This is a genomic window from Delftia acidovorans SPH-1 (assembly GCF_000018665.1).
GTDB classification, from domain to species: domain Bacteria; phylum Pseudomonadota; class Gammaproteobacteria; order Burkholderiales; family Burkholderiaceae_C; genus Comamonas; species Comamonas acidovorans.
Map to the genome: position 1 here is coordinate 4478646 of NC_010002.1, position 23016 is coordinate 4501661.

The 23016-nt window shown below is 61.8% G+C and carries 29 protein-coding genes; 3 read left to right on the plus strand and 26 right to left on the minus strand.

What is annotated here, in order from left to right; translation table 11 throughout:
- Window positions 1-557 precede the first annotated feature (557 nt).
- Together DACI_RS32410 and DACI_RS20445 are read right to left on the minus strand one after the other, a co-directional pair.
- A complete protein-coding gene (locus tag DACI_RS32410; RefSeq protein WP_192812336.1) occupies window positions 558-695 on the minus strand; it encodes a hypothetical protein in 138 nt (45 codons plus the stop codon).
- Window positions 696-872: 177 nt separating this feature from the next.
- On the minus strand, window positions 873-1160 hold the full coding sequence (locus tag DACI_RS20445; protein ID WP_012205896.1) for an H-NS histone family protein: 288 nt from the start codon (window positions 1158-1160) through the stop codon (window positions 873-875).
- 134 nt (window positions 1161-1294) lie between these two features.
- Between DACI_RS20445 and DACI_RS20450 the strand changes: the two genes are divergently transcribed.
- Window positions 1295-1546 (plus strand): putative hemolysin, encoded by a 252-nt coding sequence (locus DACI_RS20450; RefSeq protein WP_012205897.1) that lies wholly within the window; start codon window positions 1295-1297, stop codon window positions 1544-1546.
- A 1321-nt stretch (window positions 1547-2867) separates the two neighbouring features.
- On the opposite strand, the gene DACI_RS20455 is transcribed toward DACI_RS20450, so the two are convergent.
- Entirely contained in the window at window positions 2868-3566 is a 699-nt protein-coding gene (locus tag DACI_RS20455) for an SOS response-associated peptidase (RefSeq protein ID WP_043782134.1), read from the minus strand.
- A gap of 52 nt (window positions 3567-3618) precedes the next feature.
- Between DACI_RS20455 and DACI_RS20460 the strand changes: the two genes are divergently transcribed.
- Window positions 3619-3846, plus strand: coding sequence for a hypothetical protein (locus DACI_RS20460; protein WP_043782138.1), 228 nt, complete (start codon window positions 3619-3621; stop codon window positions 3844-3846).
- 221 nt (window positions 3847-4067) lie between these two features.
- Window positions 4068-4346: a hypothetical protein gene (locus DACI_RS20465; RefSeq protein ID WP_043783548.1), complete on the plus strand. Its 279-nt coding sequence runs from the start codon at window positions 4068-4070 to the stop codon at window positions 4344-4346.
- A gap of 18 nt (window positions 4347-4364) precedes the next feature.
- Here DACI_RS20465 and DACI_RS20470 read toward each other — a convergent pair whose 3' ends face one another.
- From DACI_RS20470 to DACI_RS20570, 23 genes are all read right to left on the minus strand, one after another.
- Entirely contained in the window at window positions 4365-4640 is a 276-nt protein-coding gene (locus DACI_RS20470; RefSeq protein WP_012205900.1) for a hypothetical protein, read from the minus strand.
- On the minus strand, window positions 4637-5002 hold the full coding sequence (locus DACI_RS20475) for a hypothetical protein (protein WP_043783550.1): 366 nt from the start codon (window positions 5000-5002) through the stop codon (window positions 4637-4639). Before DACI_RS20475 ends, DACI_RS20470 begins: the two co-directional genes overlap by 4 nt.
- A gap of 5 nt (window positions 5003-5007) precedes the next feature.
- Window positions 5008-5484 carry a glycoside hydrolase family 108 protein gene (locus DACI_RS20480; protein ID WP_012205902.1) on the minus strand — a complete coding sequence of 159 codons (477 nt, stop codon included), beginning with the start codon at window positions 5482-5484 and terminating at the stop codon, window positions 5008-5010.
- On the minus strand, window positions 5474-5779 hold the full coding sequence (locus DACI_RS20485; RefSeq protein ID WP_043782144.1) for a hypothetical protein: 306 nt from the start codon (window positions 5777-5779) through the stop codon (window positions 5474-5476). Before DACI_RS20485 ends, DACI_RS20480 begins: the two co-directional genes overlap by 11 nt.
- Window positions 5776-6174 (minus strand): hypothetical protein, encoded by a 399-nt coding sequence (locus tag DACI_RS20490; RefSeq protein WP_012205903.1) that lies wholly within the window; start codon window positions 6172-6174, stop codon window positions 5776-5778. Before DACI_RS20490 ends, DACI_RS20485 begins: the two co-directional genes overlap by 4 nt.
- Before the next feature lie 69 nt (window positions 6175-6243).
- Entirely contained in the window at window positions 6244-6951 is a 708-nt protein-coding gene (locus tag DACI_RS31570) for a hypothetical protein (protein ID WP_012203577.1), read from the minus strand.
- Complete coding sequence (locus tag DACI_RS20495) at window positions 6948-7619, minus strand: DUF2793 domain-containing protein (protein WP_012203576.1); 672 nt, start codon at window positions 7617-7619, stop codon at window positions 6948-6950. Before DACI_RS20495 ends, DACI_RS31570 begins: the two co-directional genes overlap by 4 nt.
- Window positions 7616-11338, minus strand: coding sequence for a phage tail protein (locus tag DACI_RS20500; RefSeq protein WP_157059688.1), 3723 nt, complete (start codon window positions 11336-11338; stop codon window positions 7616-7618). The genes DACI_RS20495 and DACI_RS20500 overlap by 4 nt, the downstream gene beginning before the upstream one ends.
- Window positions 11338-11748 carry a C40 family peptidase gene (locus DACI_RS30820; RefSeq protein WP_012203574.1) on the minus strand — a complete coding sequence of 137 codons (411 nt, stop codon included), beginning with the start codon at window positions 11746-11748 and terminating at the stop codon, window positions 11338-11340. The genes DACI_RS20500 and DACI_RS30820 overlap by 1 nt, the downstream gene beginning before the upstream one ends.
- Window positions 11745-12674, minus strand: coding sequence for a DUF2163 domain-containing protein (locus DACI_RS20515; protein WP_012205905.1), 930 nt, complete (start codon window positions 12672-12674; stop codon window positions 11745-11747). The genes DACI_RS30820 and DACI_RS20515 overlap by 4 nt, the downstream gene beginning before the upstream one ends.
- A 2-nt stretch (window positions 12675-12676) precedes the next feature.
- Entirely contained in the window at window positions 12677-13264 is a 588-nt protein-coding gene (locus tag DACI_RS20520; protein ID WP_012205906.1) for a DUF2460 domain-containing protein, read from the minus strand.
- Entirely contained in the window at window positions 13261-17016 is a 3756-nt protein-coding gene (locus DACI_RS20525; RefSeq protein WP_012205907.1) for a phage tail tape measure protein, read from the minus strand. Before DACI_RS20525 ends, DACI_RS20520 begins: the two co-directional genes overlap by 4 nt.
- A gap of 86 nt (window positions 17017-17102) precedes the next feature.
- A complete protein-coding gene (locus DACI_RS32185) occupies window positions 17103-17540 on the minus strand; it encodes a hypothetical protein (RefSeq protein WP_157059689.1) in 438 nt (145 codons plus the stop codon).
- A gap of 46 nt (window positions 17541-17586) precedes the next feature.
- Entirely contained in the window at window positions 17587-17901 is a 315-nt protein-coding gene (locus tag DACI_RS20530; protein ID WP_012205908.1) for a DUF1799 domain-containing protein, read from the minus strand.
- Entirely contained in the window at window positions 17901-18374 is a 474-nt protein-coding gene (locus tag DACI_RS30825; protein WP_012205909.1) for a phage tail assembly chaperone, read from the minus strand. The genes DACI_RS20530 and DACI_RS30825 overlap by 1 nt, the downstream gene beginning before the upstream one ends.
- A gap of 113 nt (window positions 18375-18487) precedes the next feature.
- Entirely contained in the window at window positions 18488-19141 is a 654-nt protein-coding gene (locus tag DACI_RS20540; protein WP_012205910.1) for a tail protein 3, read from the minus strand.
- A 90-nt stretch (window positions 19142-19231) separates the two neighbouring features.
- Window positions 19232-19657, minus strand: coding sequence for a DUF4128 domain-containing protein (locus tag DACI_RS20545; RefSeq protein WP_012205911.1), 426 nt, complete (start codon window positions 19655-19657; stop codon window positions 19232-19234).
- Window positions 19654-20100, minus strand: coding sequence for a hypothetical protein (locus DACI_RS20550; RefSeq protein ID WP_012205912.1), 447 nt, complete (start codon window positions 20098-20100; stop codon window positions 19654-19656). Before DACI_RS20550 ends, DACI_RS20545 begins: the two co-directional genes overlap by 4 nt.
- Entirely contained in the window at window positions 20100-21161 is a 1062-nt protein-coding gene (locus tag DACI_RS20555; RefSeq protein WP_012205913.1) for a hypothetical protein, read from the minus strand. Before DACI_RS20555 ends, DACI_RS20550 begins: the two co-directional genes overlap by 1 nt.
- A gap of 2 nt (window positions 21162-21163) precedes the next feature.
- Window positions 21164-21553: a hypothetical protein gene (locus DACI_RS20560; protein WP_012205914.1), complete on the minus strand. Its 390-nt coding sequence runs from the start codon at window positions 21551-21553 to the stop codon at window positions 21164-21166.
- Window positions 21554-22099, minus strand: a complete 546-nt coding sequence (locus tag DACI_RS20565; protein WP_012205915.1) for an HNH endonuclease — start codon at window positions 22097-22099, stop codon at window positions 21554-21556.
- A gap of 104 nt (window positions 22100-22203) precedes the next feature.
- Window positions 22204-22701 carry a DnaT-like ssDNA-binding protein gene (locus tag DACI_RS32190; RefSeq protein ID WP_012205916.1) on the minus strand — a complete coding sequence of 166 codons (498 nt, stop codon included), beginning with the start codon at window positions 22699-22701 and terminating at the stop codon, window positions 22204-22206.
- Window positions 22702-22703: 2 nt separating this feature from the next.
- Window positions 22704-22937, minus strand: a complete 234-nt coding sequence (locus tag DACI_RS20570; RefSeq protein WP_012205917.1) for a hypothetical protein — start codon at window positions 22935-22937, stop codon at window positions 22704-22706.
- Between the last annotated feature and the right edge of the window lie 79 nt (window positions 22938-23016).

Consider the following 23016-nt stretch of genomic DNA (forward strand, 5'->3'; position numbering starts at 1 on the left):
ACAGGTTCATGTCGGGCTCGCAGCGGTCGCAGGGATGTAGGCGGCAAATTCTAGGACTGCGCAAATTGCACTGTCAAACCACTGCGGCGCGTTCCCCACACGGTCATGCGGAAGTCACAACCGTGAGACGACTTGGCTGTAAGTTGAACACGCACCCTCGATGGCGCTGGCTTCTGCTGCGCCATGGCGCGCCCGCTGACGACCGGCCTTTCCCAACCCGGCGCCCAATGGATACCGAGGAGCAACACTTTGAAGGAGAGCTATGCGTAGTCCCAAGAAAGGCCGAGAGCCGATCCGGCTCATGGACCTGGCCCCCGCCGTCTTCTGCATCCAGTGCGAACAGGAAAAACCCGCCACAGGAGCCCGCCAATTCCACGCGTGGCATGTGTGCAGCGACTGCTCGCAGAAGTTGGCCCAACTCCCCCCGGCGCAAGCACCCACGGCGCACCACGCGCACTGAGGCAAGCGATTCCCCAAAACGAAAGCCCGCCAGATGGCGGGCTTTCTCATGCCATCGCGGACATGAGCGGGGGCGCGAGCGGGACGTCGATGCGCGCCTACCAGGGCACAAACATGATCACCAGTGCCACAGCCACGAGAGCGGCAACGATGTACATGGTTCGCTTGGTGGCGAACCGGTTGCGGGACGACGAGGTGGGCACTTGGCCAGGGGTGTTGGGAGTAGGTGTGTTCATGGCCTCAAGCATGGGCGCCGCCCGGGACCGCCCCTGTCGGACAAGCACAGCTAAGGCAATCAGCGCAGAGCATGACAAGGGCGTCGGCCTTGGCGCAAGGTGACGCTTGTGAGCTGCCGTGGGCCTACTGAGCGCAAGTGGCCAGAAAAGACAAAGCCCGCGGGTGCGGGCTGCTGGTCAGATTTCGAAGGCAGTGCGGTCCACTGCATCCTTGATCCACGCAGGAGGCTTGCCCCGGCCGGTCCACGTTGCGCCAGTGGACGGATCACGGTACTTGGGCACGCCTGCACCGACGGGCGACTTGCGCTTGCCCGTGCTGAACACATCTTCCTGGGTCAATTGGAATTGCTGGACGAGCTCGCGAACCTTGGCGATGGCCCCGCCTTTTTCGGCTTTCAGGACTTCGGCGATGCGTGCTTCGATCTCTGCCTTTTGCTGCAGGAGCGTCTTGTAATCAGGTGTCATGGACTTTTCTTGGGTTGTATGCTAGCGAGTCAGCATTCTATGCACAAAATGCCGCGCTGACATACCTTTGCATCGCAAACCGAAGGTTGCGGACGCAACAACACTCCCAACCTCCAGAGGTATAGAGTGGCGCAATGAACAAAGCACAGGAACTCTCAGGAATCGCGCTGGTGGCCCTGGTGGCACTGGCGCTCAGCGCATGCGCCCAACAGAAGCTGGCACCCTCCGTGGGCATGGCCAATCCCGCATCGGTCTATTGCGGTGAAATCGGCGGACAAGTCCGGATGGAGAAGACGCCCCAGGGCCAGGAAGGCATCTGCGTGCTGCCGAACGGCACGGAAATGGAAGAGTGGACGCTGTACCGCAAGGACCATCCGGCCAAATAGTGGGATAGCGCTCTGCACGCAACACAAGCAAGCCGTTAACGCCTCGCCGTCACTGCGCGGAGGCACAGCGCAAATGCACAGCTATACGCTCGGAGCAGGTGCGAACCCGGCCGCAGTCAAGCCACGTTCCACCTGCATCACACAGCAGACCTGCAAGTTCTTTACACGACGTAAAGCTTTCCTTCAGAAAAGGTCTGCATACTGGCCAGCAACGGATTCCGCCGAGCCTGGGAGCTTTCTCCTCCCTCCCTCTCAAATCCCTTCCCCAGGCACGCCACCACGGCATCGGCATTTTTCTTCCAGGGCCCGCAGCTTCGCCGCTTGCGGGCCCTTTTCGTTGCCCCTTCAACGGCCGCAGCTCCAAGCGGACACCTTGTCGAAAGAACTTATACATACGGGGCATGCTCGACCTACATGAGCACCCTGACTTGGCTCGCACAGGGAAGCCTCACAAGCAGTTGAAATAGCGTCTGTCCCGAGACCCGCAATGCCCTGCTGATGGAGATAAGCATGAGTCAAGTCGTACCGAGTGAGTCTTTCAATCCGGACCCTGATGCCCGCTACCACCGGAGTCTCCTGGATGCCTTTCCGGTAAGGGACAGCTACCAGCTCATTCAGTTGCGCAGCACCAGATCTCGCAGCCCCTTCCGACGTTTTGCGAAGGCTTGCATTCGGGCGGTTCGCGCACTTGTTCAATGACTTGAAGGAGATTGTGATGCGACATATTTTCCTCACATTTTTCTGGTCCGTGGTGACCCTCATCTCGCTGTACATCTCCACGCTGGCAGGGCCGATGTTCCCGGTCACGAGCTGAAATGCGGTTAACAGCCGGGCCTATGGTTGACTCATGGTTCTCCTCCTGGAATTCATAGGCATGCCCTGAAAAGGGCACCGGACTTTTTCTTCCCCGTGCCTGCACGTCGCAGGCATTCACAAGCTCGCAGCACCGCTGGCGGGCTTCTTTTCTGTGGGGGGCCGCTTGCGGCTTTGGCCCGCTTTGTAGAGATGCAAGGCGGGCATACATCGGGTGCGCACAGCGAAGCGCCAGCGGCGCCAAGGTTCAGGCGACCAAGCAGAGGCTTGTGCCAGTGCGGCATGAAGGACAGGATGTTGAAGATGCGGAGCGCTCCGCATTGGGTCAAATGCCGGCATCGCGTAAGATGCTGATCCACCAGTAGAAGCGGGCGTCGTTCAATGGCAGGACGTAAGCCTCCTCTGAAAACAGCGAGAATTCCCGAAAACCTACGCCAAAACCTACGCCGAACTGGACAGCAAAAAGCCCGCATCGCGGGCCGTCTTTTTGGTGAGACTTCGGGTCGCTTCAGGTTTCCGCACGCAGCGCCTGCAGCTGCTCGGCCGGCAGCAGAGCCTCTTCCTCCGGCTTCTCTGCGCCGGATCTCAGAACGCCCGGGGCCGGCAGCTTGATCAGCTCATCCGCCTGCGCGGCCGTGCCGTGCAGCCATGCATCCCAGTCGCCCGGCTCCAGCATCACGACCCCACGCTTTTCCTTGCCGGGCCTGTGCATCAGCGCGAGCACTGGGTGGCCGTCCGCCGGCTGGGTGATCATCGTGTAGTTCGGCACGACCTCGCCAGTCGCCGGATCCACCCACTCCGAATACAGCCCGGCCAGGGCTGCTGGTTGCCCGTCCGCGCGCCTGAACGACCACCAGACATTCCGACTGCCAAGTCCCCAATAGGGCTCTACCCAGGACTCGACCGGGATCAGACAGCGCTGGCCCGCGCGCCAGGCCGGGGCGAACGTCCAGGACTTCGCCAGGGTCTCGCGCCGAGCGTTGTTCGTTGACATGGGCTTACCGTCGGCCGTCATGGGCCGCCGAGTCTTCGAGCTGCGCGGGATCATGCCCCACTGACCCACCTCCATCTCTCCGCCAGGCTTGATGTACGGACCCAGGGCCAGTGGTGTGACGTGCGGCTTCCACCATGGAAGTGGCGCCTGCCGGTCGACCCGCCACATGCGCTCAACTTCGATCTCACGCGGGGTGTTATATCGATTGCACATAAGTGGATGCTAACTTACGCAATCCGCAAAAAACACTGGTTAAATAACCAGTATGAAAACCCAAATTACCTACCTCTGGCGCTACCAGAACCACATGGGTCGCTGGCGCACCACACGCTTTGACTGCACTGAGGAGTTCATCAGGAAAAGCCATCCGGAGGCCATCATGCTCCCCGAAACTCGGGTCGAGCGGATAGTGCCAGACACTGAGGAGGAGCTTATGGAGGCCATGTGCCGCAGCCACGGCGGTGGCCCAGATCCGGACCATCGTGACAAGTGAACGCCTCACCTGGGGCAGCACACCCAAGGCCCCTGGCTGGTACGCATGCGTGGTGGATTACGGCCGCCTACCCTTCCCTGCCGCACGGCGCTGGTCCGGGGCACTATGGGACGATGAGCGCGGCATCAAGGCATTCGACGGCCCGCATCCTACTGCGGCTGAGGCGCTGGACTGGGCCATGGAGTGCTGCCCCGAGGGCTGAGCACGGCACAATGCCGGCCATGCCGATCGATCCCACACATCCGAAACACACAGTTCACAAGCGCGTTGTCCAGGCGTTCCAGGGGCACTGGGCGGGGCACGACAACAAGTACCCGCAACGCTTTCGCCTCCCACCCGAAGAGCTCTATCACCTGGACCATGTGATGCACAAGGGCGAGCACCCGGGAATCATGTGGGGTGTGCCGCTCGACGCAGACCCCAGCACCAAGGGCGAAATGGTCGCGATCGACGGCACGGTGGTGTCGATTGCGCCGCCTGAGTCGGAGCCTACTGCCTGATCGGCCACGCATCCCGCATCAGCGCTGCGTCAGCGGCGCCGTGCAGATCATCAAGGCGGTCAGCAACCGCACCTCGTAGCCCTCGCGGCGGTCAATCTCGGCCAGGGCAGCACGCAGCAGCTCGAAGGGATCGGCATCGTCGGCCAGGGCCTCGGTGGGCATGCTGGGCCTGTCCGGCACCGGCTCGCGGCACTCCACGGGCACAGGCACCTTGACCTCCTGGACCTCGACCCTGGGCACGGCGCCGCAGCCAGCCAGGGCCAGCGCAGCCAGCAGCAGGATGGCGCGCATCATGGCTTGGCCCTCCCCTTGAGCCAGTCTGCACCCAGGGCCTGCAGGCTCGCGCAGCTGTCGCCGGGCGCGGCCGGCGCGGTGGCCAGGGTGTAGTCGGCGCGGGCGTTGAGCGCGGCGGCCTGGCCAGCGGCAGCAGCACGGGCCGGCGCAGCATCTGCAGCACGCTGCGCGGCCACCGCGCCCAGGGCCTCGGTGGCATCGCTGCAGGCCTGTGCCCCCTTGAGCGCGCCGTCGCGCTGCTGCCGCATGCCGATCAACTCGGTGCGGGCCGTGGCCGCATCGTCGCGCGCAGACAGCCAGGCCCAGCCCAGCAGCAGGTTTCCGGCCGCCAGCGCGGCAAGGGCGATTTGTGTGGGAGTCATCATGCTCAGGCACCCAGAAGGTTTTTGCCGACGCGCCGGGCCCAGCCCTTGCCGAAGCTGCCCCATGTCGGGCGGTCGGCCAGGAAGAGCAGCCGGTGGCCGTTGTAGCGCGCCGCCAGCACCGGGCCAGCGGCGACAGCTGCGGCCATGGTCCTGGGGCCGAGGATGCCGTCATCCACAGCGCCCGCCGCGCGCTGCAGCCACTTGATGGACTGCGCGGGCCCGCTGTTGACGGCGCCATCGAACACGTCGAAGCGCACCACCTCGGGCAGCTCGTCGGCTCGCACGGGCGTCCAGTACAGGCGCCGATAGATGCTCTTTGCGCGGTCGCGCGGCAGGTCCCGCATCTCGCCCAAGTAGCCGTCGGCGCGGGCAACACGGGCCGTGACGCCCCACATGGTCTCGCCGCCCGGGTCCGCTGAGTTGTTGCTGTAGCCGCCCTCATGGCCCAGCAGGCGGTCGAATGCCTGGTCAAAGTTCATGGTCGTCTTGCCTCCGCATGGGGTGCGCAGCCGAGTGCCAGCGCGCCACGTTGATGAGCAGGCCCGCGAGCACGCAGGCCGAGAAAATGGTGTCGCCCACGGTGGTCCAGGTGCCCCACAGGGCCGGCTGCATGCCCGAGGCCAGCGCGCCGGCCAGGAGCAGCGCATACCTGGCGCGAGCCAGCTTGTGCACGCGGGCAACGTGGGAGTTGAGCCGGCAGATGCACGCCCAGCCGATGCCGGCGCAAATCGCGAGATTGAGCATCGCGAGCAGCTGATGGGATTGCCATGTCATGGAGTGCCCCCTTCCCCGCCGCCGCCCGCTTTTCGCTCCAGCACGCGGCCGGCGCGCTCGAAGACCCAGCGGCCGAGCCGCGGCCAGTCGTCGCCCACGCCGCCCACGACGAGCGCAATGGGTGCCAGCATCCAATTGGTCTCATCGAAACCCAGCCAGCGGCCCGCCAGCGTAGCCAGGCCCACCGTCACGAGCAACGCGGTCACGTTGAGCCGCAGGAAGTACCCAGCAGCGCCCAGGCGCGCACTCGGGTCACGCCGGCCCAGCGCCCAGGCCGCGCCCACGGTGGACGCGATCAGGATCACGGCATACGGACCCACAAGGGCGGCCAGCGTCGGCCCGAACAACACCGAGGCCAGCGCGATGGCCACATTCGTCGGTTCCAGTTGATTCATCAGCTCCTCCTCCGGGCTGTTTTGGGCATAAAAAAACCCGCCGAAGCGGGTAATAAAATTGTTGAATTTTCAGAATCCAGGAGATCCACCAACAACCATTCTTATATTATCTATATATCCCTTTATTCCCTCTTTTGGCACGTTCCCCTCATTAGAGTAGGTTCCTGCTCCAAATCCTAGTCCCGCATTATTTGCAGTTCTTTGGACGGGGAGATTGCTGGTTACTTCATAAAGCAATACTCCATTAGTTCTCACTCGGAATTTATCGCTTCTTCTTGATATTAAAACCTCAACCCATTCATTCATATTCATACTACCTATAGGTACAAAATATGATATATCTGGCGCACCAGAAGTTTGAGAGCTCCTCAATGCGAATAACAGTTGTCCAGTGGATAAATAAGACAATGATATGTTTGGCCAAGAATAATTCAAACCTCCTCCATGGGATATGATGTACCCAGTGGAGCCGCCATCTTGGAAACCCTGTACAAAAACATCGCAGGATATTGAGAAATCCTTGTCATAAGGATTTATAAGTGCATTAGGATCAGTGCAAGGAACTCTTATAGCTCCAGATCCTCCGGAGAAGAAAGCACTCGCATCTCCTGTGGTCTTCTCATCTGTAGAAATAGCAACATCACCAACAGCTACAGGAACGTTTATCCCTGTGGAATCAGAGAAGCCGGTGCTGGTATCAAGATGCATTCTTAGCACCTCAGTGCCAGCCATTTGCTGTTTGAGCAAAATACCTTGATGACCGATGATCCCGCTCATGACCGCCCCTTGCTCAGAGTCGCCTGCCATGTCACTCCGTTGTCGAATGTGGTGATCGCTAGCAAATCTACAGCGCCGCTTGCCGTGGATATTGCGGGGGCGGCACCCTCCCATCGGAACGATGATGGCCAAGCGAGTGTGCGGGCCGTTGAGTCCTGTGTGAAGCGCAGCATCAGGCTTGCGCCGTGGCCGCTGCCGGGCAGCCCGCTGAACGACAAGCTGGTCACGTTTGCGTTTAGCGCGAGTGTGAAATAGTCCCCAAGCGAGCAGTCAACGACGACGGTCCCGGAAGAAATCGACAGTGCCGTGACTGTGCTTCGATCCGAGCCTCCACCGCCGCCCGAGATCTCTTCCCACGCAGCTCCGTCCCATTGCTGGAGGCTCCCCGACATGTGGACCACCACGCCCGCGACTGGCGCATATGCGTACCAAGTGCCACCCCGGAAGATCGCGAGATCGCCCGCGCCGAAGGTTGACCACATCGCCCCCGTGGCGCCGGCCGGGATGATGTAGATCGCGCCATCGACGCCAACGGGCTGCGCGGCTGTGGTCTTGCTGATGACACGGCCCGCGAGGATCTCGGAGCGTAGCGCGTTGTCGTTTGCCGGCAGCGAGGCCTGGTTTGTCCCGGGCTCCCAGACCGCGAATGGAAGTATTGGTGTGCTCATATCAAGTCGTAGTAAGCAGTCCAGTCAAATCCCCCCGCGACAAAGCGCGTGGGCGTGATGAGCGATGCAGTGGGCGGCTGCACCTGATTTGGGTTGTCCAGCGGTATCGAGAAACTGCCGATCACGGAATCCGTGAGCGTGTTGACGGCGAAGCTCACGCGGCCGCCAACACCCAGCACATCGCCCGTAATTGCCAGCCGTCCAGGCGTCGATGTCACTTCCAGCTCAAATGCCTCTTTCGCACCAGTGCCAGCGTCGTGCTTGTAGAGACGCACCGGCAGGTCGTGAAGGCAGATCACCCAGAGTTTTCCGCCGTGGACCACAAGATCAGCCGGGTAGCCGGCAGTGGGGAACGTGGCCACAAGCGCTCCAGTGGACCCGTCGAGCTTGTATATGCAGTTGTCTGCACGGCTCGCGCCGTACAGATATGACCCATCAGTGACCAGGCTGTTGATGCGTATCCCGGACACAGTGGCCTGCACCGCAAGCGTAGAGGGATTGAGCTTTTTGACAGCCGGCTCATAAGGCACCGACACCCACAGGCTACCGCCGCAGAGAGCCAGGCCCTGGGCATCTCCAGTGAACCCGACTTGAGCCTGGGCTGTCTCGTTGAGATCAGCATCCCATTTGCGCACAAGGCCATCGCTTCCGCCGTATAGGCTCGCGCCGTCATTGATAACCGTGAACAGGAACGGGCCCGCATACGCTGCCCTGATCACTTCCAGAGTGTCTGCACGCAGCTTGAACAACTGCCAGGATGCGCCAGAGTTTTGGGCGGCGAACAGATCTCCGCCCATGAGCTGCCCATAGGCTCCTGCACGCGCAGATCCGTACATCGCAATGCCGCGCTGGAACGTTCCATCGCCCACGGGCGTCTCACCACCAGGATCCTCCTCAGGCGGTCCATCGCCCTCACCGCTCGTACCATCTGTGCTGACCCAGCGCCACGGGCCTGCGCCTGTGATCGCATTAAGGGCAGCCACATGCACCCGGATTGGCCATGTCATTCCGCCGAGTTGTAGGGTATGCGTCTGAGCCGTCACATCGGCTGTCATTGACAGCCCACCAGCATCGGTCGCGTACACCCTAAATCCCCTGAAATACTGGCTCGCCACAGGCAGTATGTCTGTCCCGAGTCGATGACGCGGCGCCCAACTGGCAACGATGCTGCCGCCCACCGGGCCACCAGTCGCGGCGATGCGCAGCGATGCAACAGGCCACTCACGTTGCGCACGGCCTGCATACGTCATGGATTGAGGTGTAGCTGTCTCCACGGCTCCGCCAAAACTTGGAGCTCTATGCGTCAAGACGCGGCTCAGCCATGCCGATTGCGCAGATATGCGGCTCACGTCATCAAGCAGCACCAGCATCGCGCCAGCCGCGTGCGCCCCTGGCACGGTATTGAGCTGCCCCCGATGCAATGTGCTCAGTCGGTAGCGCAAGCCACTGACATGCTCTGCATCGCGGTACTGTGCGACCTCCCAAGACCCGTCTGCCAGTTGCAGCGCCACGGCGCCTGCACGCTGCAGGAACTGGGCCGCAGTCACGCTGTCCAGGCTGTCGCCGTCGCGGATCAGGTCCACGTCGATCACGTTTGTGCTGTCTGTGTACCAGGGGGACGCACTGGGCAGTTCGGCGCGCAGCCGGCCCATCGTTGCAGGGAAGCTGATGCCCAGAGCATCGACATAGGATGCTCCGCCATCCAGGCTGCGTTGCACCTGGGCGCCGCGCCATGCAGAGCGGTCGCCAGTGACTGCGGCGTAGTAGTAGAGGGCGTCATCGTCATCTCGCAGCAGTGGCACGTCCAGCACGGCCAGCACGGTGTCGCCTACAACGCTTGAAGGGGGCTTTGTGGGCTCCGGCAGCGGCACGTATCCAACAGTTGATGCATAAGCGCTGCGGCGGTCCACATGCCCAGTAATCTGCATCACCCCAGCCGACATTTCGATCCCGTCGATGCGCACGCGCCGCGCCGTGTCGCGCGGCTTGAGCACAACGCAATCGCCTGGCACAAGGCGCAGCCAAGAATCCGGCAGCGAGAATTTGACCTCGCCCTCTGCCTCGGACCAGGACACTTTGTGCAGCATGGCCGCTTTCTGTGCGGCAAGCTCCGAGGTCATCACCACAGCAACCTGCATCGCCGATTCTCCAGTGACGCGCACATCAGGAGAGACCCGCTCACTCGTTGCTTGCGCTGTCTGGTAATTGACGGCAGCACTTTGAAACGTCAGGTGCAGCTTCCTCGGATACTCAATTTGCGCTTGCCGCTCACTATCGTCAGGCTCTTCAACCATGTCAGCCATGGTTATTTCAGCGACAGATGCTTTACCTCGCTTGTGATACCAGATCTTTCCGCCATATTCTGGGCAGTCGAAGAAATACGGCGCCCGCAGGCTATTGATAGCGTCTGCTCCACTATAGCCAGCACTGGCCATAACAAATCCGTCCACCATATCAACAAGCTCGGACGTGTCGTAATTCTCCGGCCCAACGTTGCAGCGCTCACTGATGGAAGTCACTATCTCATGCAATGGCACTGGAGAAATTTTCACCGTTGTCCCGCCAGCCTCGACAGCCTCTTCAGTCAGCACATTTGCGCCCCATGACCATTCCGGCGGGCACTGAGGGATATCCATGTGCATCGTGAATAATTTCTCGTCTTCATCAAGAAATAACCCATAAAGCGGGTCGCCTGACAGAACTACATCAGCAGAATTTGCAGGTGTATATATCTTTGTTGAATCAATTGCCTGCCATGTTAAATGGAATTGCCCTCCAGAAGGAGGAGTACACCTCATTCCAACAACGCAAATATCGGATCTGTTTTGATGTCGAAATTGAATGCAATGGTACAGCCTATTATCTGCAGAAGCATCTCCTGAAAAATTGTAGACCTCTAGGCCGTTTATCTCTATATAGAAAGTCGCATTAACAGCCGGCTGCCCAAATGTTGGCTCAACATACCACCCGATAAAGTACGTGTTATTTACAGAGGTATCCATAGAACTACCGGGTAGTCTTGCCGAAGCAAGATCGCCTCCCCCAGTAGTGCCCTGAACAACATATCTGCCTTCGGATGGGATCGGGTCCCCGGGATTTCCCAATCGGTTTGCCTCAGCACGACCAACAACGAACTCGTATTGAGGAATAGACCCGCGACGGTCTGTCACATCGTCGTCAATGAAAACAATGTATGAGCTTCCGCGATACGCGGGCACTTCGCCTGCGCCGTGAATAGCTTCGAGGTCTGGGTCGGGCAGTTGCTGCTCATCACCCTTGTAAATTCGGCAGCCGGCCAGGAATTTATCGTTGTCGTCCTGGAACTCGGGGTCACGGGCGTCATAGACGATCTTGCCGTCTTTCTTGGCCATGATGATCCCAGCGATGGGCTCGGCAATGCGGATCGCATATGTGCGCAGCAGGGCCTCGGTCTCAACAGATGGGCCGCCCTTGCCTTGTCGCTCTTTGCGCGTGATCTTGCGCGTGCGGCCAGCGTCGATGACGTTGCCAGTTACCAGCGCGGTGCCGAAGACAACGGCACGAGGAGCGCCCTCTTGGGTTGTTTGCGCCCCCGTTTCCTCGATGCTTGGACCACGTATTGTTTGCGGCACCAACGAGCCCAACAGTGATCCACCGAGCCAGCCCCACTGGGCGCCAGCTGGGCCGCCGATGGCAAAGCCCAGGGCGGCGCCGCCAACAGAAAGAGCGAGTCGAGCCATTACAGAGGTCTCCGGTACACAGCAACGATCCTCGCGCGCCAGTCCTCGCTCAGCCGGTGCTCTACGACACGGCCATGCATGGAGTCGGCGTGGATCATGGTCAATTCGTCCGCATACGGAGCCTTGGCGATCAAGGCGACGTGGTGCGGGTCTTTGTCAAAGCGCATGACGACGACATCGCCAGGCAGTGGTCCGTCATCAACGGGGTCTCCCAGGGCCGCGCGCAGCCCTTCCATGAGACCGTTCTTGAAAGGCTCACGGCCATATGCACGCACGTCGGGCACATCGATGCCGCAGTCGCGGTATGCGAGCACGCCCAGGCCGGCGCAATCCAGGCCTGCTGCCGTGCGGCCGCGATGTCGGAATGGCACGCCCAGGTACTTGCGCGCTGCGTCGATCAGATCGCTCATACGCTGGCCCCTGGGGCGTTGATCTGGCCCGTGTCGCCGACGGGGATGTACGGCTCTCCACGGTAGTGCAGCACCCAGTTGGCGCCGAACCAGTGCTTGCAGCCGTTCGGGCCATCCTTCCACTTCGTGCAGTCGGGGCGGACACGAAATTCATCGCCCGCTTGGACAGGGAACATGGCCCCGAAGGTGAGCGACAGCACCCCGGCCTTGTGCTCCTCGACCTCGTAGACGCGGCCCGCGTTTGCCCCCGTGACCCATCGCAACATGCCGGGCTTGAAATAGCCATCCGGCTCAGACAGCGCAGTGCTGAAGCTGACTGTGTTTTCCTCCCCTGGTGCAACGACGTGTGATCCCACAAAGAGACCATCAACCTCACGCCCGCAGTAGAAGAGCTGAGTCACTGTGGCGCCAGGGGTGCCTAGCGGCTGGCTGCCGAAGATCGCACGGCAGCGCAGCGAGTCTTTCTCAACCACGGTCTGCTTGAGACGCTTTGTCAGCCCCAGCATCTCGAAGGTGAACGACATGCCTTGCGACACGCGCACTTGGCCCAGCTCGCCGCGCGCCAGCTCGACAAACTGCGTCGTGTCCTCGAAGTTCACAAGGTAGCTGGTCCAGCGGGCGTAGTCGTAGGCGCCTGCCACCAGGTCGCGCTCCGATACTGGCACGTCGAACTCCGGCACAAGGCTTGTGCCCTCTGCGTTGTCCACTGCCATGTCCGAGCTGCTCACGCGCGCGCTGGAGTCAACACCCACGGCCGCGCGGTACAGCAGCGCACCCGTGCCGGCGTCAAACAACACGTCACGGTCCAGCGTGGTCACGCCCACCGGGTCAAACCCAGGCGCCACGGGCTCAATGCGCACCAGCAGGCACACCGTGGTGGCGTCGCCGTCCAGGTGCTCCTGCAATGCGATGGGGATGATTCTCATGGTCAGAATTCCTCTACCAGCTCAACCGTGGTCTGAGCCGAGACATTCGAGTCGCGCGTGAAGGGGAAATAGTCGGAGGCGAAGCGCACGCGGACGTTGAAATCAAAGTCCGCAGTGATTTCCACGCCGTCCTCCCACGGAGCGTCTGGCGTCACCAGGCCGGTCAGCCGGTCCACAGTGCTGGCCACCAGCACGCCGCCCTGATAGACGCGCACGGAGCGCTCCACGGGCAGCGTGATGGGCCGCACGTAGCTGGCCGGACCGAATGCGTAGGTCTTGACCAGTTGCACCGGCGTGGTTGTGCCGTCGCCCTGGCCGATGACCTCGCCGCGCGCGCGGTAGTCGTTCCAGTCCCGCATGGCGAACGTGTGCATCTGCCCCTTGGCCGCGATGAACGCGGCAAGGATGTCGTTCTGGTCCTGCGGGCGCAGCGTGGTGTAGTCCGCCGTGTACTTGTGGTGCGGCATGGACCACTCCTGGCGCCGGCGGTTGCGGCCGCTGGCCATCTGCACAACCAGCGTCCGCCACTCCGGCCCGCCCGCGAACCCGATGTTCGTCTTGGCGTTGATCTGCACGTCGATGAAGCTCATGAAAACCTCTGCACGCGCCGCAGCTCTTGGGAGGCCCTGAAGGCCAACTGATCTTTGGTGCGACGATCCACTTGCCCTGCAACTGGAATGTTGATGTTGATCGGCGCGGCTGCCCTGCGCGAGTTGCCCGCGCCATCACCGCCAGCCGTATCGCGCATGGCGCGCACGCCCAGCACGCCGGCCGAGTTCCGGGTCAGCGGCATGATTGCCTCCGGCCCGGCCTCGGCGAACACACCAGCGCCCTTCGCGAAGGCGAAGACCTTCGGGGTGCTGTGCACCTGGTTGCTGTACATGCTCAGGCTGGGGCTGTCGTAGACGCCACCCTTTGCGTTGGCCACAAAGTTGCCTGTGAGGTTCAGCAGGTTGTCGAGCGGGTTCCCCGGCAACACGTTGGCCACGGCCGCCGTGCCGGAGGTGCCGAACAGGCCACCCACCAGACCGCCCAGCCAGTTCGAGCCACCAGCACCACCAATCGCCGCGGCTAGCTGCTGCTTGATGATGATCCGGGTGATGTCGGCAATGATGCTGTTCGCCAGTTGGCTGAAGCTGAGCTTCCCCGTCGTGACGAAGCTCACCAGCGCGTCCTCCATCCCGGAGATTCCGTTCGTGAAGGCCTTCTCCGTGAGCGCGGCCGTGTTGTTGGCATCGTTCAGGTAGTTGGTCAGCGCCTCCGACGCGCCCACCGTCCAGTCCTGCTGCATCTGCAGCCGCCGGCGCCAGTAGTCGGCATCCAGGCCCAGAGCCTTCTGGTTCGCATCGTTGATGATCTCCAGGCGGCGCTGGTACTGCTCCTCCAGGTCCGAGTTCCACTTCTTTTCCAGCTCCAGCCGCTCGCGGTTGTTCCGCAGGTCGTTGCGCTGGCTCTCGTAGCGGTCGTTGATCTGGTTCGCGGCCGCGTTCTGGTCACGCCACTGGTTGCCCAGGCCCATGCCCTGCAGCTCTCGCTGGTAGCGGTCGGCGCTGGTCTTCAGGTAGCCGGCCATGGACTGCTCCAAGGCCTTGTACGAGGCCTCCAACTGGCGGTTGGCCTCTTCCTGCTGCAACGTCGAGATCTTGATGTCGGTGTCCGCCTTGGCGCGGATCTCGGCCATCTTCGCCGTGTTCTGGGCGATCTTCTTCTCGTTGTTGATCTTGTCGGCGCCGGTCGCGGCCTGCTGGGCATACCGCTTGTTCTCGTCCTCCAACTCGCGGATCTGCAGCGCGGCGTTGTCCTCCACGAACTTGCGCTTCTGGGCGTAGTACTCGCGCTCGCTCACCAGGCCGGCGGCCCGCTGCGCGTCAAGCAGGCGCTCGGCATTGCCCGAGGCCGTGGTCAGCATGCGGTACTGGATCTGGATGTCGGCTAGGTCGGAGGAGAGGTCCGCCTTGGCGATGCGCCCGGCTCCCGCCTTGCCAGCCCTAGCCAGCTTTGCAGCCTCCTTGCCTTCAGCCGTGGACTCGTAACGCCGCTTGTTCATCTCATTGACGGCGGCCGCATACTCCTTGGCGGTGATGATCCCAGCCTTCAGGGCATCTTGGCGAGTCTTGAGTTCTTCGAGCCAATCCTTCGAGAAACCGCCTTTCTTCATCTCCAGTGCGTTCAAGCGGTCTTGAACACCAAGGCCATTGATCTGCTCCTGCAGGCCCTTGCGCTTTTCCAAGGATGAGTTCAGGTTTTCATACTGGCGCTGAAGTTCGATCAATACGATTTGGTCGGGTCCACTGAGAGATGCGCCTTGCGCCCGCATTTCCTGAATGCGCGAATTCAGGCGCCCCAGTTCTTGGGCTGCCGGATCTTCATCGCGCGCAGCAGCCACGTTGCCTATGGCCAGCAGCCCGGCGCGCTGTGACAGTTTCCTAATCTGCTCATCAAGACGACTTACGATGTCTTGGTGACCGGAAACGATGGCGTTTTTTGCCTGGGCCGATGCACTCTCCGCGCTGCTGCCCCAGGCCGCCCAGGCAGTCACCCCCAAGCCCAAGGCGGTGGTGATCAGCCCGATAGGGCCGCCAACCAGCGTCAACGCCCTGGATGCAACGGTCGCAGCTGTGCTTGTCGCAGTGACTGCAGCCGTGAGCGCTGTCTGCGCGGCAGTCTGGGCAACGGTAGCCGTCGTGAGTTGAGCCGATGTCCGCGTTAGGTTCAGCTCCGCAACCGAGGCGGCCATAAGCGCCTGGGTACGGGCAGCTGTACTGGTGGCAGCAGATGCCTCTGTCAGCGCGGCCTGGCGCTCTGCGACCAGCTTGGCCTGCAGAGCACTCAGCCCTGCCACACGGGCAGCGCTCACAGCAGCCTCAGCCTCTGCCGCTGCAATGGCTGCAGCGCGCTGTTGGTTCAGCGCTGCGACATATGCAATCGTATCGGTCGCGTTCTTGGTTGCAGCCGCTCCGGCTGTCACCATGAACTGGGAGAGTTTCGTCGCACCAAAGCCAATAGCTGCAGCCGTCAACAGGTTCAAATTGTCGGCCAGCAGCTCTACCGACGTTGTGATGCCGGAGACAGCTCCAGACGACTGCGCCGTCGTGCCGAAGAATTCCATCATGGAGTTCTTGAGCACGGTGAAAGAGCCTCCGATGGTCTGCATCTTGGCGGCCTCGATGCGGACTTCCTCCAATGCCTTGGGCAGCGCAGTGGCCAGCACTTGGGCGGTCAGCTTTCCCTCTTCCGCCATCTTGCGTAGAGCGCCAACCGGCTGGCCAATGCCGTCGGCAAGAGCCTTCATAAGGCGAGTCGCTGCCTCATTGACCGCATTGAACTCTTCGCCTCGCAGCACGCCCGAAGCGAATGCCTGAGAAAGCTGCAGCATGGCCGAGGAAGCCTCGGAGGCGGTGGCATTGCTCGCGCGCAGCGACAGGGCAACCACCTCGGTAATCTCAGAGAGTCGGCGCTGGCTGATGCCGAGTTCCGCAGTACCGTTGGCGATCCGCGCGTAAAGGGTTCCCACTTCCCCCAGGCCCTGCTGAGCGCTCCGAGAGATCCGGCGGACAGACTCCATTGCAGCCGCGTAGTCGCTTGCCCCGTTGGTAGCAAGGCGCAATTGGGCCGTAACCTTTCCATATCCGTCTGCGAGGGTGATCAGCTCTTGCGCGCCGAAGCCAACGCCCACCATAGCCATGGCTGAGGTAAGTGCACGGGCGGCCGTCGCGGTCGTATCCATGGACTTTGCCGCCTTCTGCCCAGCATCCGAGGCACTGACGGCAACCGTCGAATACGCGCGGAACTGGTCACTGGCAGACTTGAATGCAGCGCTCATGTCTACCGCGCTTTTCGCGGCGTCTGCCTGGGCTTTTGCGGCTGCCTGGGCTGCCGGGACAGTGGCGGTCAATGCGGTGCTCAACTGAGCCACGACAGTAGAGGTAGCGCGCACTTGAGCCTGCATGTCAGTCAGACTCTTTTGAGATGCCTGCAGGCTTGCACTGAATCCAGCTATGCCACGTGCTGACTGGCCGGCAACAGTAGTGACCTGGCCCAGGCTGGCCACGGACGCATTGATCCCTGCCAATGCACGCGTGGCATCTTCAGCACTTTTGGCGACACGGCCAAGGCTCTCGGCTGCCCTCGGCGCGCTCCTGCCGATCTCGTCCAGACCTTTTGCAGATCCATCGCCCATCGTCTTGAGGGACTTCCCGGTCTTGACGGCAGCGCCCTCAACGCCAGCCATCGCCTGCTCAACCTTTGGGCCTTGCTGAGCGAGCGCATCAAGGGCTTTCGTCCCGCTCTCGATGCCAGATGCATCGACCTTCACGCCCAGGCTTGCAACTTCATTCGCCATGGCTTCCCCAATGCAAAAGCCCGCAAGGCGCGAACCGTGCGGGCATAAAAAAAGCCACCCTGAGGTGGCATGTTTTATAAATCAAATTAGGCGCAGATATCTTTCCATCGAATATCGAAAACCCGCTGCTTTACCCAGTCAGCATATGAATCTATTGTCAATTTTCCTTGCTGACGAAGCTCATAAGACTCTTTCATCGCCTGAGTCTCAAGCTCAATATCTCTTATCAGTTCCTGATGCTGAGATTCTCCGACGCCTACCTTGCCAGCACCTTCAACATAAACGCTCGCGGCATCTTTTGCTAAAAAACGCTTGAAACCAACGTATGCGCCATACGCATTTTTTGCGTTAACCTCTCCGCACAACCATCCGGATTCTCGCAATTTCTCGTTGCGGAATTGCGTGGATGCAGGATCGCGCATTCCATGCGATACAAAGCCTCTCTTTTCAGATATCGCTTTCGATCCACCGCATGAAGCCAATACAGCCGCAGCAAAAGCCGCGGAGATCATAAGCAGTCGCATACCATCTCCAGTGATGACCTGCGGTGCATCGTAGCAAATGGCGCCCTCACTCCCCATGGATCTCCTCCAGCGCGACCCGGGCCATGGTCTTGATGGCTAGGACCATGTCGTCGTAGGCCTCCTTGTCCAGGCCCATGCGGTCGAGTTCGTGGAAGACGGGGATCAGGTCGATGGCTACCGGTCCACCTGGCCCCATGCGCCACTGATCGCCCACCTCGACCCAGAGGTCATAGGCCGCCAGGTTCTCGGGCCAGACCTCAACTGCAGCCTCGTCGTCCGCGTAGTCCTCTGGCCGCAGGCCGATGGCAGCCAGTTCCTGTGCCGATGGCGCGCGCTTGTAGATCGCGCGCGCCACGGCCATCAGTTTCCCAGGCGGTCGCCTCGGATGCGGGCATCGTAGGCCTGCCAGAGCTTCTGGTGCACACCAGGGAAGCGCGAGCACAGCAGGGCGATGTTGGCGTCGGTGAATTCGTCGTCCAGATCCCAGCCGGTGGCCACCTCGCGGATGATCTCGGTCGTCTGCACCAGGCCCTTGTCGATGGACTGCTGCAGATCCTCGTCGCTGACCTCGAAGCGCTTGGCCTTGGTCTTGCGCTTCGGCGCGGCGGCGGCCGGCTCATCGCTCTTGGCCTCCAGGACCTCGCGCGCTTCCTCGACTTCGAGCATCGCGTTCGCGTCATCGGTGATGCGCTTGATGGCCAGCGGGTGCCAGTCGCGCAGCGTGCGGCCCACGCACTTGAAGATGACCTCGGCATCCGAGCCGTCCAGATCCTTCAGCGCAATGGGAAGGTGGAATTCGGGGGGCGCGCCGACGAGAGACTTGATTTTTGCCATGACAGATTCCTTAGCGAGGGGAGACGAAAAAGCCCGCTGCCCTGCCCTCGCTAAAAGGCAGTGGACAGGCGGGCGGAAATGCGCAGCCGGCTATGGCCGGTCGGTGCGGTGGATCAGGGCAGCTTGGCGTAGCGCGTGATCTCGCCCTGCAGGGCCAGGGACACGTTGTTGACCATCTCCTGGTCCTTGACGGTCACGGGCGCTTTGTTGAAGAACAGCTGGCCCGGGTAGAACAGCGTGGAGCCATCCTTGAGCACCAGGCGGATCACCTGGAGCACGCCGCTGTCGTTGGCCGCGACCAGCGCGTCATACGCGGCCGTGCCGGGCTGATACGAGATGGTGAAGTTCAGACGCTCGGGGTTGGTGCCCGTGAAGTAGTCGTAGTCCTTCTCGTAGTCGATGTAGCTGGTGGTGCCGTTCTTGGGGTCGCCGCCGGTCAGCTCGAAGGTGGGGATCTTGGGGAGCTGTGTCCAGGCCGTGATCGCGCGCGCAGTGCCGGCGCCGCCGTCCGGAAAGCGGTCCAGGTTCGTGCTGTTCAGGCCCTCGATGGCGAACTCGTCGGTGGTGGGGCTGGCAACGCGGCGCACGCTGTTGTCGGTGCGGGGCCAGCCGTTGTTCAGCAGGATGATGTCTCCAGCCACCAGCGTATGGCCGGTAGCAGTCGCCACGGCCGGATTGGCGTTGGAGATGTCCGAGATGGTGATCGCAGCTGCGAGCGTGGTTGCCAGGGCGACCTGCGCGCCATTGGGCAGTGGTACGGATGCCATAGAGGGCCTTTCAAAGAAAAAGCCCGCGAGGTGCGGGCGGTGTCTGCCCTCATCGGGCGTGAAAAAGCCACCCGGAGGTGGCTCAACTCTTCATGCGTAGCAGCGCCAGGGGATGCGGACCGGAACCGACCAGTAGCCGGTGTCCTCGTAGCCTTCCTGGACGTGCGGGTAGTCGCGGACCGTGATCACCAGGTCTCCGTAGGCCATTTCGGTGCCGTCCACGAAGTGCGCGGCGATGCCGGCGGCGATCTGGTCGTAGACCGCCACGGCCTGGCCCAGCGGGTGCACCAGAGTGACCATCAGCGAGCCCGTGCGCCGGTGCGGCTCCCCGTCACCCAGGAACAAGCGCACGGGGTCAGCGCTGACGCGGCCGACACGCAGGTATGGCTGCGGCAGTCCTCCAGAGCTGGGCACCTGGAACGTCTGCCCGGGCCAGGCCCTGGGGTACGCCAGCGGCAGCGTGTCGATGCGCGACTTCAGGGCCAGCCAGATGGATGTCTCAATACCTGCGCTCATTGACGGCCCTCCACGGCACCCTGGATCTCTTTGGCGGCCTGGGCCACGATCTGCGGCCACTTCTCGATGGCGCCTTCCACGAAATAGCTGCCCTGCTGGTTGAACACGCGGCCCAGCTTGTCGGCGCCGACGAACCCATAGTTCTGCCGGCGGGCATAGACCGCCTGGTAACCCAGCCAGATGGGCTGACCGAGCTTCAGGGTCGCCACTACCGCGCCGACATCGTTTCCCGGGAATGGTCCTGGCGCTGTCGTCGGCATGGCCTGAGTCGATGCTTGGAGCGAGCGCGCGAGTTCGCCGTCCTGGAACGGGACGCGGCCTCCCTGCTCATCCGTGGTCCTCATCTCGTCGGCCAGGAGCTCCACACTGCGCCGGTAGACGGCTGTGGTGCGGGCTTCGGTCTTCTTCGCCCAATCGGTCAGCTGATCTGCGAAAGCACCCATTACTCAAGCCCTACTGTGTGATCCAGGCGGAACGTCGTGTCGCATCCGCATCTGATGTTGTGCTTCGCCCCACCCTTCGGGTCATGGCTGTGCAGCAGCTGCGCGCCATCGGGGAAAACGAAGGGAGTAAACAGGCCGCGCACAGACTTCCCCGACTTCGCCAGATGGTCGGGCCGGTGGTAGAGCGAAGCGCCGCGCCTGTGCTGCCAGGTTTTGATCACGTTCGCGGGATCGACAACGCCTGAATCGACCAGCTGCCTCCACTGCTCCATGCGCCCACCCATCACTGCGTTGGCGGTCTCCGTAGCTGCCACGGTGTCGGCGCGGTCCTTTAGCAAGGCATTCCGATATTGCCGCTCGCTGATCGCGCGCTCCGCATCTGGCACTGCAGTGCCAGCCTTGTGAGCCTTCAGGATGCGCTTCGCTGTCGCCTCATTGACCTTGTACCGAACCGACACCGTGCCGTCCGCATGCTCGATCACCAGGTCTCGGACGCCTTCTGCCGTGCGCATGCCCTGCGTCACAGCCTGCAGGCGCGCGGCGCGCGGACCGTCGAGGCCCAGCACACCGCCTTCACGAGCCGTGCCGCCCGTGGCCCGGCCAACCAGGTCCACAGCGATGTTGCGCGGTCCCTGACCTTGCGCGTATCCGGCCTCGATGACCTTGCGCGCAACTTGCACCTGCTCATTGCTGAAGCCCACGACGCGGTTGGCCACGTTCTCGCGGATCCACTCCTGAGCGCTCGGGTCGGTCATGCGAAACCGCACGCCGATGCCGCCAATGCCCTGGGCCTGGATCTGCGCGATCGTGGATGCCGCAGCTTTCGCGTAGACCTCGCTCACCTTGGCGCTGTAGACAGCCCAGGCTGCGGGGTCGATGTGCAGCGCCGCGATGGCCGCTGGCGTGTCCATGCGCTCCAGAGCGTCCAGCAGTGTCGGCCAGTCCACCTGCGATTGCAGGTCGGTGACGCTGGCCATGAAGGCGCGCCAGACCTCGGGCGACAGCTCGGCGATCAGCTGCGCGAACAGGCGCGCCTGGGACATCGTGGGGCGCGTGGCCATGGTCAACCTCGAATCGTAAACTTCACCGCCGAAGTGGTGCCCGCAGCCGGGATGCGCTCGAAGGCAATGATGTGGACCGGCACGCTGTCCACCGTAAGCGTGTCGCCGGCCTGGTACTGCATCTGGGGTACCTCGCAGATGGCCTGGCGGTCGGACGCCAGGATCACCGTGCCGCCCATCTCCGTACCCACCAGGCGCTGGCTCACCCCGCGCACCGCGCCGCGCAACGTCTCTGCCTGCGTGACGGGCTCCACGGGGTCCCAGGGATTCGGCCCGGGCGTGCCAGGCGTCTTGCGGGTCAGCACGATCTCGCCCTGGCCCAGGCCGCCTTGGCTGGTCGGTGCCAGCAGGCCGCGCGTCATGGCGGCCATTTCGGTGTAGAAGTCGGCCATTTATTCAGTCCTTGCGAATTCGCCGTGGTACTTCTTCGCGGCTTCACAGTAGGCGGCGTGAGCAGCCTCTGCCGTATCGAAGATACCCAAATAGAGGAGCTTTCCAAGAACGCTGATTCGGGCCTGAAACCTGAGGCTCCCGGCCACTGCTGCCACGCCCTTTAACCCGAAAGTCGTTCCCTTGGTCTTTGCTTTGTTTCTTGCGTTCTGCAGCTTTGTCGCCTGCCTTAGATTGCTCCATCGGTTATCAAGCCTGTCACCACTTTTGTGGTCGATATCAACATCCGGCCATTTGCCGGTTTCCATCGCCCAGATAACTCGATGAGCCAAAACTGCAGAGTTCAGAACATGGCCATTTCTGTATCCGCTGTTATTAATCGAAGTTAGCGCCTCTTTCCCGGCATGCCGGGTGTTCCAGCGCTGCTGCTGGCTCTTGCATCGGGAAAAATCAAGTCCCCGCTCCTTCCAGAACAGCTTGCCGGTGTCGGGCTCGTAGCGGAGCAGCTCTCGCAGTTGCTCGGGCGTCGGTAAAATGCGCGCAGCCATGCTTTCATTTCCTCTAAAAATGATGGTTTGGTTAGAGCCGCCTTGGTGTTAGCGCACCTTGGCGGCTCGACTATTTTAGGGGCCAACGCTGGATAAATAAACAGCTAAATGACGCGGAAAAGCGCATCTGCGCGCCTAGCTTTCGAGCAGAGCCAAGGAGCGATCATTCCGTTGATCAAGGCGTCAGCAACCGCCCCCGGAGCCGATGCCGAACCACCAGCATCAGCAGCCGAGAAAAACTCGCGCTCAATGGAATCGACCTTCTCGCGCTTGGTGACGCGGTTTGGATCGTTGCTGCCAGTCGCCCATCCGGGGTTATTTGCTTCTAGCCATGCTGCCCTATAAGAAGCATTTACCCAGGCCAACGGGATCAGCGTGTCGGGCACCTCTTGGCCTTTTATGCGATGTCCAGCACGCGGCCATTCAAGCTCTTGATTCCATCCATTCGTCTTCCTGCTGCACTGAAGTGCATGGCTGTAAACGCTATCCACATAGGCGCTGCCGATCTCACGCAGAGTCGCGGGCACGGCGCCCACTGGCAAGGTCAGGCCCTGGGCCGTCAGCCAGGCCTGCAGGCCTTCATCGGTTCCGTATGCCGCCATGGTCAGGCCGCCTTCTTCGCGCGCTTGGCCTTCGGTTCGGACACGCCTTGCTCTGCCGCTTGGCCTTCAGGCTCTGCGTCGGTATCCTCCACGCTCACGGCCATGCTGGCCTCCAGCAGGTCCAGGTACTCGCCAGAGAACTCGCCCTTGACGCTGTCAAAGGCCGGCAGGCGTACCAGTCCATCGACACCCTGCAGGTCAAAGGGGCTGTTGGTCAGGTTCGTGATCTTTTTCATGGTCGCTCCAGGCATAGAAAAGCCCACTGCTGGGCAATGGGCTGGGTATGCCGGGTCAAGGGCCGTAGCCCTCAACCCA